The following is a 15,124-nucleotide window of genomic DNA, read 5'->3' as shown; positions in this document are numbered from 1 at the left end:
CCGGCTGGAATACTTCCAGAAGTGGACGAGATCTGGACACGCCCCTACAGTCCCGGGCCCGGCCGCTGGCTGGTGATCGTCTGGGAGGCGGTGGCGCTGGCCTTCCTGGCCTGGGCAACCATCCAGCAGTTCGACCTCCGGGGCCACGGCATCACCCTTGTCGGGTGCGCGCTGGCCGCCGCCTGGGTGGTCGGTGCCCACCGCATCCTGCAGATGGGCGCCTACGTCGGCCGCCGTGGCCTGCGCATCCACGGCCTGGTGCGATCACGCACGCTGAGCTGGCACGACATCGCACGCATCCGGCTTCACCGGGTCACCCACAAGGTCGGCTCGTTCGAGATCGAGTCGGGCATGACGGTGCTGCTGGACCGCCACGACGGTTCCACCGTGAACACCGAGCTCTGGGCCAAGGGCGTCGACTTCCACGCCCGCCCCAGCGTCTTCCGGGCGGTCTATCAGGAACTGCGTTCGCGGCACCTGGCCGCGGCGAAATAGAGCCGGCGCCCACCAAGGGGCGCCGGCTTGGCGCGTCCGGACCGGGTTATCAAGCGTGCACCTGGGTCGTTGTCGACAGTCCAGAAGCCTTGCGGCTGAGGTCCCGTCGCAACGTGCCTGCCGTGGCTGATCGCGCGTGGGTTCCCGGTGGCCGTGCACGAGACCATCCGTGACGACCGGGTCGACGCGAAGATCAGGTATCCCGATCCTCGCCTGTTCCTGGTCCTCCGCTGCAGGTCCCGCGATTTCTTTCTACGCTCGTCACCGCTTGATCGCCAGGGCTTTCGGCCCCTTTCCGATTACTCAGACCGAAGGCATTCGTGCAGCTCACTGCCCTTTGGGAAAGGTCAGGCCAAGGCTCGAGCGCGACGGTGGCGGGCGTAGAGGACGAAGCCGATGGCGGCGCCCACCCCCACCCCCAGGGCTGCCGCGACCGGGACGGCGGGGCGGTCGCGCAGCCGTTTCCCGACCGGGATCGGATTGCGGAACTCGAGGATCGGCCAGCCGTTCTCCACCGCCACCCGACGCAGCGCGCGATCCGGGTTGACCGCACTCGGATAACCCACCGCCGACAGCAGCGGAAGGTCGCTGGCGGAATCCGAATAGGCATAGCACTCGGCCAGGTGGTAGCCCCGGGACGCGGCCAGCTCCTCGACGCCGATCACCTTGTTGGGCCCGGCCGCGTAGAACTCGACGTCGCCGCTGTAGCGCCCGTCGGAGATGCTCATCCGGGTCGCGATGATGTCGGTGATGCCGAGCAGCGCACCGATCGGCCGAACCATCTCGTCGCCCGAGGCGGAAACCAGCACCACGTCCCGCCCGGCCGCCTGATGCTCGCCGATCAGGGCGGCGGCCTCGGCATAAACGTACGGGTTGATCAGCTCGTTGAGGGTCTCGGCGACGATCTGCTGAACCTGCTCGACCCGCCAGCCCTTGGTGAGCGTCGCGAGGTAGTCACGGGTGCGGGCCATGGCCTGCTCGTCGCCGCCGCCACCAAGCCGGAACATCAGCTGTGCGTAAGCGGATTTGACGACATCGCGGCGGCTGATGAGGCCGTCACGGTAGAAAGGCCGTCCGAAGGCCAGGGCGCTGGACTTGGCGATGACGGTCTTGTCGAGGTCGAAAAACGCGGCGCTGCGGCCCACGGGCCGAAAGTGTAGCCGCAAGTCGCGCACCGTCGCCGTCCCCGGCGCGTCGCGGCCGCGGGTGGTGACGCGCTGTGAAATCGGGCAGAGCGGCACCACGTACGCAGTGAGCCACAATCGGTACTCGACGGGTGCGGCTCGGTGAGGCATGCTAGTGCTGTTGCGATCGGGATTCATGTTGTTGCGAGTTGCTGATCGCGCCCGAAGACCCGAGCATTTACCTAGACACTTGGTGATCCGTCCGGACACTCGGTGATCTAGCCAGACACTCGGTGATTGCGCCCCCCGCGATCGCCGAGCTGATTCGGCTCGACCCCCCCGGAGCCGAATCCTCGGACGGCCCCCGTCTCCCCCGACGGGGGTCGTTCTCTATGCGCCGGTGGCCTGTGTGGATTCCGATTCCTCGGCCATCCCGGTGACGTCCAGTCCGAAAAGCTCGGTCAAGCCGGTCACGTCGAGTACGCGCCGGAAATGAGCTGTCGGATTGACGACTTTGAAGATCGTCCCGGTCTCGCCGGCGGCCTTGTAGCCCTCGAGCAGAGCGCCCAACCCGGTCGAGTCGATGAACGTGGCCGCACGCAGTTCGACTCGAAGCGTGCCCGGCGACCATTCCGTGATCGCATCGCGAAGGCACTGGGACAGCTCGTCGCAGTTGGCGTAGTCGATCTCGCCGTGCACGGTGACCGTGGCGGTGCCGGCGACGCGACTGCGCTGAATCGAGCTCTCCATGCAAACCCCATCGGTTCGTGTCGGAACAACATACCCAACGACGGCGGAGCACACCCCGCCTCGGTCCGTTAGGTCCCCTTTGCGATAGGCCGTCGTACCACGTCCACCGGCCAAGCGGGCGTTGTCCACAGGCGGTCGAGTTGTCCACAGGCGGTCGAGCACGGCGTTGCCCGCCTGGTCGCGGCGCCGGGAAGGTGAGCGCCTCGCCCACCCCTCGCCTCGCCCTCGCACCCTCGCCTCGCCCACCATCGCCGAGTTGGAGCCACGATGTCCCTGCCGCGCCTGCCCCTCGTCGTGACCGCCGACCCCGAACTGCTCGACGTCCTGCTCCGGCTCGCCGCCGCCGGCGGCACCGAGGTCGTGGTGGCGGCGGACCCGGCCGCGGCCCGTCCCCGGTTCACCTCGGCCCCGCTCGTGGTCATCGGCGCCGACCAGGTGCACGCATGCGTGGCCGCCCGATTACCCCGCCGGTCCCGCGTCGTGGTCGCCGGCCGCAAACCCTGGCCCCCGGGCGTCGACGAGGCCATCTCCGCGCTGCGTCCGGTCGACGTGTGCGTGCTGCCCGACGCCGAGGCCTGGCTCGTCGACCGCTTCGCCGACGGGCCGGGCCGCCCGATGGGCCGGATCCTCGCCGTGATCGGCGGTCGCGGCGGCGCCGGCGCCAGCATCCTCGCCGGCGGGCTCGCGATCACCGCCGTCTCGTCCGGGCATCGCACCCTGCTCGTCGACGCCGACCCGATGGGTGGTGGCCTCGACCTGCTGCTCGGCTGGGAGCGGATCGACGGCCTGCGTTGGCCCGCCCTCACCACCCCCGGTGGCCGGGTCGATCCGCCCGCGCTGCTGCGCGCCCTGCCGCACCGGGGTGACCTGGTGCTGCTGTCGTTCGCCCGGGATCAGTCGCCGGTCGTGCCCGGCGAGGCGATGGCCGCCACCCTCGACGCGGGCCGGCGCGGCCGCGACGTGATCATTACCGACCTGCCGCGCCAGTTGGACGACGCCGCGGTGCTGGCCCTGCAATCCGCCGACCGGGCCGTGCTGATCGTCCCGGCCGAACTGCGGGCGACGGCCGGCGCCGCCCGGATAGTCCAGATGATCCGGCTGCACCGCGACGAACTCTCGGTGGTGGTTCGTGGACCGGCACCCGGCAAGCTCAAGCCACGCGACATCGCGGCGGCCCTCCGACTGCCGCTGGCCGGCTCGCTGCGCCCCGAACCGGCGATGTGCCAGGCCCTCGAACGGGGCGCCCCACCCGCGTCGGCCGGCAAAGGCCCGCTCGCCGAGCTGTGCCGGCGACTGGTCCGGGACCTCGTCAGCGAACGGCGGGTGGCGGCGTGACCTCCTCGTACGGCGAGCTGGCCAGCACGGTCCGGCACCGGTTCGCGGTGGACGGCGTCGAGGCGACCCCGGCCACCGTGGTGCGTGCCGTCCGGCGCGACACCGGCCTCGGCGAGACGACCGTAATGCGGGTCGCCGACCGGGTCCACGACGAACTGGTCGGCGCCGGGCCGCTCGCGCCGCTGCTCACCGAGCCCGACGTCACCGACGTGCTGGTAAACGGTCTGCAGGTCTGGGTCGATCGGGGCGCCGGGCTGCAGCGGACCTCGGTCGGATTCCGCGATCACGCCGAGGTGCGCCGGCTGGCTCAGCGGCTCGCGGCGGCGTGCGGGCGACGGCTCGACGACGGCCAGCCGTACGCGGATGCCCGCCTCCCCGACGGCACCCGGCTGCACGCGGTGCTGCCGCCGGTCGCCACCGACGGCCCGTACCTGTCGTTGCGGACCTTCCGGCAGCGGCCGTTCAGCCTGGGTGACCTGGTCGAGCACGGCACCGTGCCGGTCACCGTGGCGCCGGTGCTGGCCGCGATCGTGGCGGCACGCCTGGCCTACCTGGTCACCGGGGGCACCGGCAGCGGCAAGACGACGCTGCTGGCGACACTTCTCGGCCTGGTGCCGCCGACCGAGCGGATCGTGCTCGTCGAGGACGCCGCCGAGCTTCGGCCGGTGCACCCGCACGTGGTCGCCCTCCAGGCGCGGACCGCAAATGTCGAGGGGGCCGGTGCGATCGGGCTCACCGACCTGGTGCGTCAGGCACTGCGGATGCGGCCCGACCGACTCGTCATCGGCGAGTGTCGAGGTCCGGAGATCGTGGACCTGCTCGGGGCGTTGAACACCGGTCACGAAGGTGGGGCCGGCACGCTGCACGCCAACGCGCCCACCGACGTACCGGCCCGGCTCGAAGCGCTCGGACTGCTCGGCGGGCTGCCGCGGGCGGCACTGCATGCCCAGGCGGTGGCGGCGCTCCAGGTCATCATCCAGGTGCGCCGTGTCGCCGGGGGCCGGGTTCTCGACTCGGTGAGCGTGCTCGTGCCGTCCGGCGAGGAGCGGCTCGCCACCGTCGTGCCGGCCTGGCGTCATGGCCGGGGCGCCGGTGTCGGTGCCGCCGCGCTCGGCCGCATGCTCGTGAGCCGCGGCATCGCCGCGCCGGCCGTGCTCGAGCCGCCCGTGGGGGTGCGGTCGTGAACTGGCCGCTCGTGGCCGGTCTGCTGATCGGTGCCTTGATCCTCGGCTGGCCGGCGCGCAAGCGGCGGCGCTGGTGCCTCCCGGAGGGACTGTTCGCCCGTCCTCGCCGGACGATCCTGCTGAGCGCCGGCGCGATCGGCGGGCTCGGCTTCGTCGGCGGTGGCCCGGTAGCCGCGGTCATCGTGGCGACCTACGCCGCGCTGGCCGGGCGAGCGTTCTTCCGCCGGGCGGAGCAGCGCCGCGCCGGCGTCGCCCGGGCGGCGGCACTCGACGACCTGTCCGCGCTCGCCGCCGACCTGCGAGCCGGCCTGCCACCGGCGGCCCGCGCGGCGGCACCGTTGTCGCCGGACCGCATCGGCCGGCTCACCACGTCGGTGTGGCAGCTGGCCGAACGCACCGGCGCGCCCGCCGCCGACCTGGTCGAGCGGATCGAGGCCGACGCCCGGGCCGCGGACCGCGCGACCGCCAAGGCCTCAGCCCAGGCCGCGGGCGCGCAGGCGACCGCGTTGCTGCTGGCCGCCTTACCGATCGGCGGCATCACCCTCGGCCTGACCATCGGAGCCGACCCGCTGACGGTGCTGCTGCACACGCCGATCGGGGCCGCGTGTGCCCTCGGCGCGGTGCTCCTGCAGAGCGGTGGACTGCTCTGGGCCGAGAGGTTGGCGCGATGACCGAGCCCGGATGCTCGCTGGCGACCCTGCTGCGCGAGGGTGGCCCGGTCCGCTTGACGGTGCGGCCCTGCTGCCTGGTCGCCCTGGTCGGACGCGGCCGGCCCACGACCGGCACCGACGCCGATCCCCTGACCTGCGCGGCGGCCGCCACCCTCGATTCAGCGGGCGCACTGGATCCGGCCGGGGCACTGCAACCGCCGGCCGCCCTTGCCGCGGCGGCTGGTGGCTTCGGTTCGGCCGGCGAGGTCGAGGCGGGCCGCGAGGTCGGGGTGGGCGGCGAGGTCAGGGCGGGCGGCGTGGTCGAGGCGGGGGTGGCGCGGTGATCGCGCTGTTCGCGGTGGCCGCGGCGGTGGTGCTGCTGGTGCCGGCGGCGTGGCCGGGGCGGGCTCGGCGTCGGCTTCGAGGGCTGCAGATGTCGGCGTCGCCGCCGGTCGAGGACGGACGGCGGTTCCGGCTGCTGGTCGCGGCGGGGATCGGGGCGGGCATCGCGGCGCTGGTCTGGACGTGGTGGGGCGTCGGTGCCGGAGTTGTCGCCGCCGTGGTGGCCGAGCGACTGCTGCGCCGGCGGGAACCCGCACACCTCAAGCAGGAGCGACTGGCGGCCACCGCCGATCTGCCGCTCGGTGCGGATCTGCTGGCGGCGGCCCTGCGGGCGGGGGCGCCACTCGACCGGGCGGCCGGCGCGGTGGCCGAGGCACTCGGTGGTCCGCTCGGCGAACGGTTGCAACGAACCGCTCGCTCGCTTCGGCTCGGCGCCGACCCGGCCGAGGCGTGGGCGCACCTGTCCGGCGTCACCGGGGCGAACCGCCTGATCGCCGCCGCCGTGCGGTCCAGCGCCAGCGGCGGCGCGCTCGCCGGGGCGCTCGGCCGGCTCGCCGACGACCTGCGGTCCGATCGAGCCCTGGCGGTCGAGGCAGCGGCGCAGCGGGCCGGCGTACTGATCGTCCTGCCGCTCGGCCTGTGCTTCCTGCCGGCCTTCCTGCTGGCCGGCCTCGTCCCGGTGCTGATCTCGGTCCTCGGCGACGTCCTCTGAGGCGACCCCGGCCGAGCCCGACGGGCAGGGCCCGCCGGCGGGGCGCGACGGCTGGGCGGGTGTGGCGGCTGGGCGCGGTGGCATGGCTTTGCGGCTCGTCGCCGGTGGTGACGGGGCGCGGGATTCAGCAGCGGTCGCTTCGGCGGTCGCTGGTCAACACAACTGAAGGAGAACTACGTGCACAGACTGATCGCGCGCTTCGACCGGCTCCGGACCGAGGCCGCCGACGCCGGGATGAGTACGGCGGAATACGCCGTCGGAACGTTGGCGGCGGTGGCGTTCGCCGGGCTGCTGCTCAAGGTCGTCACCAGTGAGCAAGTTCAGACGGCGCTCACCGCGATCATCGATCGGGCCCTGCGGTGACCGGGCGCCGGTGGCCCGGCCGTGACCGGGGATCGTTCACGGCCGAGCTCGCGGCCGGGCTGCCGGCGCTCATCCTGCTGCTCCTGGCCGGGTTGACCGCGGCGGTCGCGGTCGCCACCAAGGGCCAGTGCCTGGACGCGGCGCGAGAAGCAGCCCTCGCGGGAGCTCGCGGAGATCCGGCGGTGGCGGCGGCGCGGCGGATGGCTCCGACGGGGGCCGACGTGCGAATCGAAGTGGGGGAGGACTCGGTCGTGGCGGTGGTGCGAGCACCGGTGAGCCTGCTCGGCGCGCACCTGCCGACCATCACCGTGACCGGCCGGGCGGTCGCCGCCCGCGAACCGGACGTCATCGACTAGGGGAGATTCTCATGCTGAAGGACGAGGGGGATCGGGGCGCGGCGACGGTGTTCGTGCTGGCGGTCGGGCTCGCGTTGGTGGCCGCCGGGTTGGCGGTGGCGTCGATCGGCACGGCCCGGGTGGGGCGGCATCAAGCGCACAGTGCGGCCGACCTGGGAGCGCTGGCGGGGGCGCAGGAGGCGATCTACGGCGAGCCGGCCGCCTGCACCCGGGCCGCACAGTTCGTGACCGCCAACGGTGGGGACATGACGTTCTGCGTGGTCGACGGACTGGAAATCGTGGTGCGCGCCGAGGTGACAGTGCGGCCGATGCCGGGGATGACAAGGCATGCGGAGGCGGCAGCCCGGGCGGGTCCGGTCTACATCCCGATCGAGTGAGCGGGCGGGCGGGCCGCGGCGAGGGCGGCGCGGACGGCGTCCAGGACTGCGATCGCGCCCGGCTTGTGCAGCGGATTGTTGCCGTTACCGCACTTGGGGGACTGGACGCAGGAGGGGCAACCGGAGTCGCAGGCACACGCGGCTATCGCCGCGCGGGTGGCGGACAACCATTCGGCGGCGGTCGCGTACGCGCGTTCGGCGAAGCCCGCCCCGCCCGGGTGGCCGTCGTACACGAAGACGGTGGGCGCCTCGGTGTCGTCGTGGTTCGCCGTGGACAGGCCGCCGATGTCCCAGCGGTCGCACGTCGCCATCAGCGGGAGCAGGCCGATCGCGGCGTGTTCGGCGGCGTGCAGGGCGCCCGGGAAGTCCGCGGGTTCCAAGCCGGCCGTCGCCAGGGCGTTCGGCGAGACGGTGAACCAGACCGCGACCGTGCGCAGCTCGCGGACCGGCAGGTCGAGCGGCCGGGTGTCGATGATCTCGCCGGAGCCGAGGCGGCGGCGCTGGTAGGAGACGACCTGGTTGGTCACGTCGACCTCGCCCAGGAACAGGCCGACCGGGCCGGCGTCCACGGATGAGCGGACGTTCACCACGGACAGGTCGGTCACGTCGCGGGCGTGCGTCGACCAGTCCGGCTCCTCCTGGTGCACGAGAGCGACCGCGTCGGCCAGATCGAGGTCGTCGACCACATAGGTGACGCCCTGGTGGAGGTACACGGCGCCGGTGTGCAGCATGGCGTGCGACGACTCGGGGTCGATCGTGCCGAGCAGCCGGCCGGTCGACTCCTCGACCACCGCGACCGGGGCGCCGCCGGTGCCGCGCAGGTCGACGTCGGGGCGGCCGGCGTGCGTCCAATACCAGCCGGAAGGGCGCCGGCGCAGCGCACCCGACGCGGTCAGGCCGTGCACCGCGGCGCGGGCCGGCTCCCCGCCGAACAGCTCGATGTCGGCCTCGGTGAGCGGGCCCTCCGAGGCGGCGCAGCAGAGTTGCGGGCCCAGGACGTACGGGTTGGCCGGGTCCAGCACTGTCACCTCGACCGGGTGGCCGAACAGCGCCGACGGGTGGTGCACGAGGTAGGTGTCGAGCGGGTCGTCCCGGGCGATCAGCACGGCCAGGGCCTCGCCGCCGGCCCGCCCGGCGCGGCCCGCCTGCTGCCACAGCGACGCGCGGGTGCCGGGATAACCGCAGATGAGTACGGCGTCCAGCCCGACCAGGTCGACGCCGAGCTCGAGCGCGTTCGTCGAGGCGAGCCCGAGCAGCTCGCCGGAGAGGAGCGCGCGCTCGATGGCCCGGCGGTCCTCCTTGAGGTAGCCGGCCCGGTAGGCGGCGACCCGGTCACCCAGGCCCGGCACGGCCTCGTCCAGCTGGCGCCGGGTGACCGCCGCGACCACCTCGGCGCCGCGCCGGGAACGCACGAAGGCGAGGGTTCGGGTGCCGGCCACGACCGCGTTGGTGAGCAGATCGGCCGTTTCCCGCAGCGCCGACCGTCGCACCTGCGGCAGCTCGACCTCGGGATCAAGGGCAGGGACGGAAGGAGTGCCGGAGTCGGTCGACGACGGGGCGGCTCGCGGGGCCGGCACCGCGGCGAGGCCGGGATCGGCGGGCAACAGTGGGGGTTCCCACAGGGCGAAGGTGACACCGCCACGCGGCGAACCGTCCTCGGTCACCGCGGTCACCGGCCGGCCGATCAGCCGGGACGCCGCGTCGGCCGGGTCGCCCGAGGTGGCGGAGGCCAGCACGAATGTCGGCTTCCCGCCGTAGCGGGCGGCCGAGCGCCGCAGCCGGCGCAACACGTGCGAGACGTGCGAGCCGAAGACTCCGCGGTAGGCGTGGCACTCGTCGATCACCACGTACGCGAGTCGTCGCAGGAAGACCGCCCACCGCTCGTGGCCGGGCAGGATTCCGTGATGCACCATGTCCGGGTTCGTCAGGACGAAGCGGGAGTGGTGGCGAATCCACTCGCGCTCCTCCCGAGCGGTATCACCGTCATAGGTGGCGGCGCGTACTTCCGGAAGACCGAAACCGACGACGGCGCGCAACTGGTCCGCCGCGAGTGCCTTGGTCGGCGCGAGGTAGAGCGCGGTGGCCCGCGGATCGGTGACCAGCCTGGTCAGGACCGGCATCTGGTAGCCGAGCGACTTGCCCGACGCGGTCCCGGTGGCCAGCACGACGTCGGTGCCCTCGTGCGCGAGTGTCCCGGCCGTCGCCTGATGGGACCACGGTGAGATGATCCTCTGGTCACGGCAAGCCTCGACGAACATCGGAGACACCCACGGTGGCCAGGCGACCGGCACACCGGATCGGGGTGGAATCCGCTCGACGTGAGTGACCGGCGAGTCGTCCCCCCGGGTCCAGAAGAGCTGGGACAACGACGCGCTGGAGGTCACGCACTGCACTCTGACACCGGTATGGCCCGAACCTCAAACGGGTACGACGGGTGGGTGCCACGCGCCGCGCGATGACGAGCGGTGGTTAGATTCCGGTGAGAGATCGCAGGGAGGAGGAGCGATGGAGCTGTCCCTTGCGACGCGTACTGTCGCCGAGCATACGGTGCTCGAGGTGGGCGGTGAGGTCGACGTCTACACGGCTCCGAGGTTGCGCGAGCGCCTCGTGGAGCTTGTCGACGCCGGTGCGCGCAACGTTATCGTCGATCTGGCGGGGGTCGAGTTCCTCGACTCCACCGGTCTCGGTGTGCTGGTCGGTGCGATGAAACGGCTTCGGGTCGCGAACGGTACGTTCGGCCTGGTCTGCTCCAAGGAGCCGTTGCTGAAGATCTTCCGGATCACCGCGCTCGATCAGGTGTTCCCGATCTATTCATCGGTCGAGGCGGCTACCGGGGACGGCACCGGCAGCGGTCCGACTTCGTGATGGCGACGGTTCGCCTGTCCTTCTCGCCGGCGCCCGTGCATGTTCGCACGGCCCGGCTCGTCGGTGTGGCAGTTGCCCGGCGGGCGGGGGTCGCCGAGGAACTGCTGGACGAGGTCCGGTTGGCTATCGGTGAGGCGTGCACCCGTGCGGTGGCATTGCACAACCAGTACGGCCTGGCCGATCTTGTCACCGTCGAAATGTCTGATTCGGACTCATATGCCGTTCGGGTGATCGACCATGCCCCACTCGAAGCGAGCGTGGGGCTGACGAAGTTGCCGCCGGACGAGCTCGCCGACGAGTCCCTCACCGACGACGCCCTGACCACCGGCGTCGGCTTCGCATTGCTCGCCGGATTTGTGGATGACCTGGTAGTTCGCCCGGTCGAGGACGGTTCGGGAACCGAGGTCCGAATGGTGTGGCCGGTCCAGCGACGTTGACCGGAAAAGATCAAGAAAGATCTTTACACCTCTTCCGCTGCGCTAACACAGCGGCAAACATCACCACGACACGGCCGGAGCCGGGTGTGACCACCACCACGAACGGCCGCTACAGTACGCGAGTTATCAGCTACTGCTCCTGATTCCGCGGTCCCGCGGAGTCACGTTGTCGTCTCCCCGGTGACGGGGATGCGCCCGACCGGTCTCGTCCACCGGTTCGGGTGCGGTCGGTGTACAGGAGGACATTGATGTCCGGGACTTTGTTAACTACTGCCGCGGGCGGAGTGTCCCTGAGCGGTTCCAACATCGTATTCGTCATCGTCGCGCTGGTCTTCGCGTTGATCGCGCTGGGCTTCGCGGCGATGTTCGTTCAATCCGTGCTGAAGGCCGGGCGCGGCACCAAGAACATGCAGGAGATCGCCGGCGCCGTCCAGGAAGGCGCGTCAGCCTACCTGTTCCGCCAGTTCAAGACGCTTGCGGTCTTCGTGGTGATCGCGGTCGTCCTGCTCTTCCTCCTGCCGGTGCACGACACCGACAACGAGGTCTGGGTCAAGATCGGCCGGTCGCTCTTCTTCATCGTGGGTGCGGTCTTCTCGTCGTTCATCGGTGGCGCCGGCATGGCTCTCGCCACCCGGGCCAACCTGCGGGTCGCCGCGGCGGCCGGGGAGCAGGGCGGCCGGGAGACCGCGATGGGGATCGCGTTCCGCACCGGTGGGGTGGTCGGCTTCCTCACCGTCGGCCTCGGCCTGTTCGGCGGCGCGCTGGTCGTGCTGATCTTCAAGAGCGACGCACCGACCGTGCTCGAGGGCTTCGGCTTCGGTGCCGCTCTGCTGGCCATGTTCATGCGGGTCGGTGGCGGCATCTTCACCAAGGCCGCGGACGTCGGCGCCGACCTGGTCGGCAAGGTGGAGCAGGGCATCCCCGAGGACGACCCGCGCAACGCCGCGACGATCGCCGACAACGTGGGCGACAACGTCGGTGACTGCGCCGGCATGGCCGCCGACCTCTTCGAGTCGTACGCGGTGACCCTGGTGGCCGCGCTGATCCTGGGCCAGGCCGCGTTCGGTCAGGACGGCCTGATCTTCCCGCTGATCGTCTCCACGGTCGGCGTCGTGATCGCCATCATCGGTGTCTTCATCACCCGGCTGCGTCCGTCCGACAAGAACGGCCTCACCGCGATCAACCGGGCGTTCTACATCTCGGCCGCGATCTCCGCCATCGTCGTCGCGGTGGCCAGCTTCCTCTACCTCCCGGCCACGTTCGCCGGCTTCGAGGACAGCGGCATCTCCGCCGACGTCGCCGCGAGCGGCCGTAACCCGCAGTGGGTGGCCATCGGCGCGGTCGTCATCGGCATCGTGCTGGCCGCCGCCATCCAGGCGCTCACCGGCTACTTCACCGAGACCAACCGTCGTCCGGTGCAGGACATCGGCAAGTCGTCGCAGACCGGCGCGGCCACCGTGGTGCTCGCCGGCATCAGCGTCGGCCTCGAGTCGGCGGTCTACTCGGCACTGGTGATCGGGGCCGGCGTCTTCGGTGCGTTCCTGATCGGCGGCTCGTCGCTGACCCTGTCGCTGTTCGCGGTGGCGCTGGCCGGCACCGGCCTGCTCACCACGGTCGGCGTCATCGTCGCGATGGACACGTTCGGCCCGATCTCCGACAACGCGCAGGGCATCGCCGAGATGTCCGGTGACGTCGACGAGAAGGGCGCCCAGATCCTCACCGAGCTGGACGCGGTCGGTAACACCACCAAGGCGATCACCAAGGGCATCGCGATCGCGACCGCCGTGCTGGCCGCCACCGCCCTGTTCGGGTCGTACACGAACACCCTGGCCAGCTCGCTGGCGGACGCCGGCATCGACCCGGCCCGGGTAGGTATTGAGATCCTCAACCTGCTGAACATCTCGAACCCGCGCAACCTCGTCGGCCTGCTGGTCGGCGCGGCCGTCGTGTTCCTCTTCTCCGGCCTGGCCATCAACGCCGTCTCCCGCTCGGCGGGCGCGGTCGTGATGGAGGTCCGTCGCCAGTTCCGCGAGTTCCCCGGCATCATGGACCGCACTCAGCGGCCCGAGTACGGCCGGGTCGTCGACATCTGCACCCGGGACGCCCAGCGTGAGCTGGTCACCCCCGGCCTGTTGGCGATCATGGCACCGATCGCTGTCGGCTTCGGCCTGGGCGCCGGCGCACTGGCGTCCTACCTGGCCGGCGCGATCGGCGCCGGCACGCTGATGGCGGTCTTCCTGTCCAACTCCGGTGGGGCCTGGGACAACGCCAAGAAGCTGGTCGAGGACGGCAACTTCGGCGGCAAGGGCTCGGACGCGCACGCCGCGACGGTCATCGGGGACACCGTCGGTGACCCGTTCAAGGACACCGCGGGCCCGGCCATCAACCCGCTGATCAAGGTGATGAACCTGGTCTCGCTGCTGATCGCGCCGGCCGTGGTGAGCTGGAGCATCGGCTCCGAACAGAACACCCCGCTGCGGATCTCGATCGCCGTGGTGGCGGCCGCGATCATCGTGGTCGCGGTGTTCTGGAGCAAGCGCAAGCCGATCTCCATGGGCGACGACGCGCCGGCCTCGGTCGACGACGGCAAGCCCACGCAGCGGGTCAGCGCCTGACCTTACGCGACCATTGGGGGCATCCGGTGCGAACCGGGTGCCCCCAACCCATGGATAAGGGTTGTCACACCCTGGCCGTACCCTGCTTCCATGCGTCCGGCCCGACCCCTCGCGCTAGTGCTTCTGCTCACGTTCGTCCTGCCCACCGTCGTCGCCTGTGGTGGCTCGCACGGCGCACGCGCCTGGGCCGCCAGCGTCTGCACCACGCTGAGTCCCTGGCGCACCGAGATCGGTTCGCTGACCACTCGGGCGCAGCAGCAGATGGACGTCGCGACCACTCCGGGGCAGGCCAAGGAAAACCTTTCCCGGCTCTTCACCGGGGCGCACGACGCGAGTGAGAAAGCCCGCGCCGGCGTGGTGAAAGCGGGGGTGCCGGACGTGGACAACGGCCAGCAGATCGCCGACGGCTTCACCAATTCGTTGGCCGCGATGCGCGACGCCTACGGCCGCGCCGCCGAAGGCATCAACGGCCTGGCCACAGCTCCCGCCAAGACCTTCTACGAACAGGTGTCCCAGGTGGTCGACAAGCTCAACGCCGACTACGCGGCCAGCAGCCTCGACACCAGCAAGCTCAGCTCCAAGGAGCTGAAGTCGGCCTTCGACGAAGTGCCCGAGTGTCGCTGAGCCGATGGGATCAGGGCCTCAGTCCGATTTAGGGTGGCGGTGGGGTGGTTGGACGGGGAGACGGGGTGGCCGCTGATCCCGCGCGAGGTGCTCCCCGCGCCGGTCCCGGCGGCCAAGCGCCGCCCGCTGCCCCGCGTCGAGGTCCCGGAGACCGGTCGTCAGCTGCCGTTCTTCGGCGCCGAGACGACGGAGCCGTCGCCCACCGACCTGGCCGGCCTGCTCGCCGGTCCGGGCCGGCTGGGCCGGATGGGCGGCACCGCCCGGGTGTCGGTCGAGGTCGACGCGGCCTGGCGGGTCCACGTGCTGGTCGCCGAACTGGTCGCGCGGGGTCTGGTGGCCCACTGGCGCCCGGTCGAGCCGCCCGCGGCGAATCCGCCCACCCCCGAGCCGCCCGGCGACGAGCGCTTCGCTCCGTCCGAGCAAGATCCCGAGGAAGAAGTGGCAGAAACGGACAAACTTTCGACGGGCGACGCGGCCACGGCGGTGCAGGCGGCGGAGGCGGCGTCAGGAGAGGCGGAGGTCGAGGAGGCGGAGCTCCGGCCGAGGTTCGAGGTGCTCACCGCGTACTCCAGTCGGTTGATCGGTCTTGCCCGCGCCTGGCCCGAGGTGAGCGAACAGCTGTTTCTCAGCGGCCCCCGGCTTCGCCTGTGGGTTGCCGCGGCGGGCGCACCCGTCCCCGGCGGCTACGCGCTCGGTCTCGACCCCGGCCAGGATGTGGCCGCTATCGATGCGGCCCTGGTCCGGGCGGGTCTCGCGGGACGCCTTTCGGATGACGGAACACACCTGCGGATCATGGGCAAGCGACGTGTTCGGCGGCTCGCCGAGCTGGTCGGTGAACGCCCCGAGGCGGCGCCCGAAGAGATGTGGCCCGGCGGCGCGCCTGCGTGATCTTCCT

17 protein-coding genes are annotated in these 15,124 nt (G+C 71.5%); 14 read left to right on the top strand and 3 right to left on the bottom strand.

Annotated features, from left to right (window positions below; translation table 11 throughout):
- The first annotated feature begins 21 nt into the window (after positions 1-21).
- Positions 22-495 (top strand): PH domain-containing protein, encoded by a 474-nt coding sequence (locus tag Afe05nite_RS28850; RefSeq protein ID WP_203820376.1) that lies wholly within the window; start codon positions 22-24, stop codon positions 493-495.
- A gap of 347 nt (positions 496-842) precedes the next feature.
- Here Afe05nite_RS28850 and Afe05nite_RS28845 read toward each other — a convergent pair whose 3' ends face one another.
- Together Afe05nite_RS28845 and Afe05nite_RS28840 are read right to left on the bottom strand one after the other, a co-directional pair.
- Positions 843-1,640: an HAD family hydrolase gene (locus Afe05nite_RS28845; RefSeq protein ID WP_203820375.1), complete on the bottom strand. Its 798-nt coding sequence runs from the start codon at positions 1,638-1,640 to the stop codon at positions 843-845.
- Between the two features lie 369 nt (positions 1,641-2,009).
- Positions 2,010-2,369, bottom strand: coding sequence for an STAS domain-containing protein (locus tag Afe05nite_RS28840; protein WP_203820374.1), 360 nt, complete (start codon positions 2,367-2,369; stop codon positions 2,010-2,012).
- A 267-nt stretch (positions 2,370-2,636) separates the two neighbouring features.
- Between Afe05nite_RS28840 and ssd the strand changes: the two genes are divergently transcribed.
- The 8 genes from ssd (at position 2,637) to Afe05nite_RS28800 (ending at position 7,688) form a co-directional block, all read left to right on the top strand.
- The gene (gene ssd / locus Afe05nite_RS28835; protein WP_239118262.1) at positions 2,637-3,704 is read left to right on the top strand and encodes a septum site-determining protein Ssd; all 1,068 of its coding nucleotides are present in this window, start codon (positions 2,637-2,639) and stop codon (positions 3,702-3,704) included.
- Positions 3,701-4,888 carry a TadA family conjugal transfer-associated ATPase gene (locus Afe05nite_RS28830; RefSeq protein ID WP_203820373.1) on the top strand — a complete coding sequence of 396 codons (1,188 nt, stop codon included), beginning with the start codon at positions 3,701-3,703 and terminating at the stop codon, positions 4,886-4,888. The genes ssd and Afe05nite_RS28830 overlap by 4 nt, the downstream gene beginning before the upstream one ends.
- The gene (locus Afe05nite_RS28825) at positions 4,885-5,559 is read left to right on the top strand and encodes a hypothetical protein (RefSeq protein ID WP_239118261.1); all 675 of its coding nucleotides are present in this window, start codon (positions 4,885-4,887) and stop codon (positions 5,557-5,559) included. The genes Afe05nite_RS28830 and Afe05nite_RS28825 overlap by 4 nt, the downstream gene beginning before the upstream one ends.
- A complete protein-coding gene (locus Afe05nite_RS28820; protein ID WP_203820372.1) occupies positions 5,556-5,882 on the top strand; it encodes a hypothetical protein in 327 nt (108 codons plus the stop codon). Before Afe05nite_RS28825 ends, Afe05nite_RS28820 begins: the two co-directional genes overlap by 4 nt.
- 89 nt (positions 5,883-5,971) lie before the next feature.
- The gene (locus Afe05nite_RS28815) at positions 5,972-6,592 is read left to right on the top strand and encodes a type II secretion system F family protein (RefSeq protein ID WP_203820484.1); all 621 of its coding nucleotides are present in this window, start codon (positions 5,972-5,974) and stop codon (positions 6,590-6,592) included.
- A 186-nt stretch (positions 6,593-6,778) separates the two neighbouring features.
- Positions 6,779-6,955 (top strand): DUF4244 domain-containing protein, encoded by a 177-nt coding sequence (locus Afe05nite_RS28810; protein ID WP_438869086.1) that lies wholly within the window; start codon positions 6,779-6,781, stop codon positions 6,953-6,955.
- Positions 6,952-7,311 (top strand): TadE family type IV pilus minor pilin, encoded by a 360-nt coding sequence (locus tag Afe05nite_RS28805; protein ID WP_203820370.1) that lies wholly within the window; start codon positions 6,952-6,954, stop codon positions 7,309-7,311. The genes Afe05nite_RS28810 and Afe05nite_RS28805 overlap by 4 nt, the downstream gene beginning before the upstream one ends.
- 11 nt (positions 7,312-7,322) lie before the next feature.
- Complete coding sequence (locus Afe05nite_RS28800; protein WP_203820369.1) at positions 7,323-7,688, top strand: Rv3654c family TadE-like protein; 366 nt, start codon at positions 7,323-7,325, stop codon at positions 7,686-7,688.
- Here the strand turns inward: Afe05nite_RS28800 and Afe05nite_RS28795 are convergent.
- Positions 7,670-10,072 carry a DEAD/DEAH box helicase gene (locus tag Afe05nite_RS28795; RefSeq protein ID WP_239118260.1) on the bottom strand — a complete coding sequence of 801 codons (2,403 nt, stop codon included), beginning with the start codon at positions 10,070-10,072 and terminating at the stop codon, positions 7,670-7,672. The genes Afe05nite_RS28800 and Afe05nite_RS28795 overlap by 19 nt on opposite strands.
- 121 nt (positions 10,073-10,193) lie before the next feature.
- On the opposite strand from Afe05nite_RS28795, the gene Afe05nite_RS28790 reads away from it, so the two are divergent.
- From Afe05nite_RS28790 to Afe05nite_RS28770, 5 genes are all read left to right on the top strand, one after another.
- Positions 10,194-10,553, top strand: a complete 360-nt coding sequence (locus Afe05nite_RS28790) for an STAS domain-containing protein (protein WP_203820367.1) — start codon at positions 10,194-10,196, stop codon at positions 10,551-10,553.
- Complete coding sequence (locus tag Afe05nite_RS28785) at positions 10,553-10,990, top strand: ATP-binding protein (RefSeq protein WP_203820366.1); 438 nt, start codon at positions 10,553-10,555, stop codon at positions 10,988-10,990. Before Afe05nite_RS28790 ends, Afe05nite_RS28785 begins: the two co-directional genes overlap by 1 nt.
- 248 nt (positions 10,991-11,238) lie before the next feature.
- Complete coding sequence (locus tag Afe05nite_RS28780) at positions 11,239-13,605, top strand: sodium-translocating pyrophosphatase (protein WP_203820365.1); 2,367 nt, start codon at positions 11,239-11,241, stop codon at positions 13,603-13,605.
- A gap of 90 nt (positions 13,606-13,695) precedes the next feature.
- On the top strand, positions 13,696-14,229 hold the full coding sequence (locus tag Afe05nite_RS28775; RefSeq protein WP_203820364.1) for a hypothetical protein: 534 nt from the start codon (positions 13,696-13,698) through the stop codon (positions 14,227-14,229).
- Positions 14,230-14,391: 162 nt separating this feature from the next.
- Positions 14,392-15,117, top strand: coding sequence for a hypothetical protein (locus tag Afe05nite_RS28770; RefSeq protein ID WP_438869084.1), 726 nt, complete (start codon positions 14,392-14,394; stop codon positions 15,115-15,117).
- Positions 15,118-15,124 lie beyond the last annotated feature (7 nt).

The organism is Paractinoplanes ferrugineus (assembly GCF_016862195.1).
Lineage (GTDB): Bacteria > Actinomycetota > Actinomycetes > Mycobacteriales > Micromonosporaceae > Actinoplanes > Actinoplanes ferrugineus.
The sequence above is the reverse complement of the archived record's forward strand: the minus strand, read 5'-3'. Positions and strand labels throughout refer to the sequence as shown.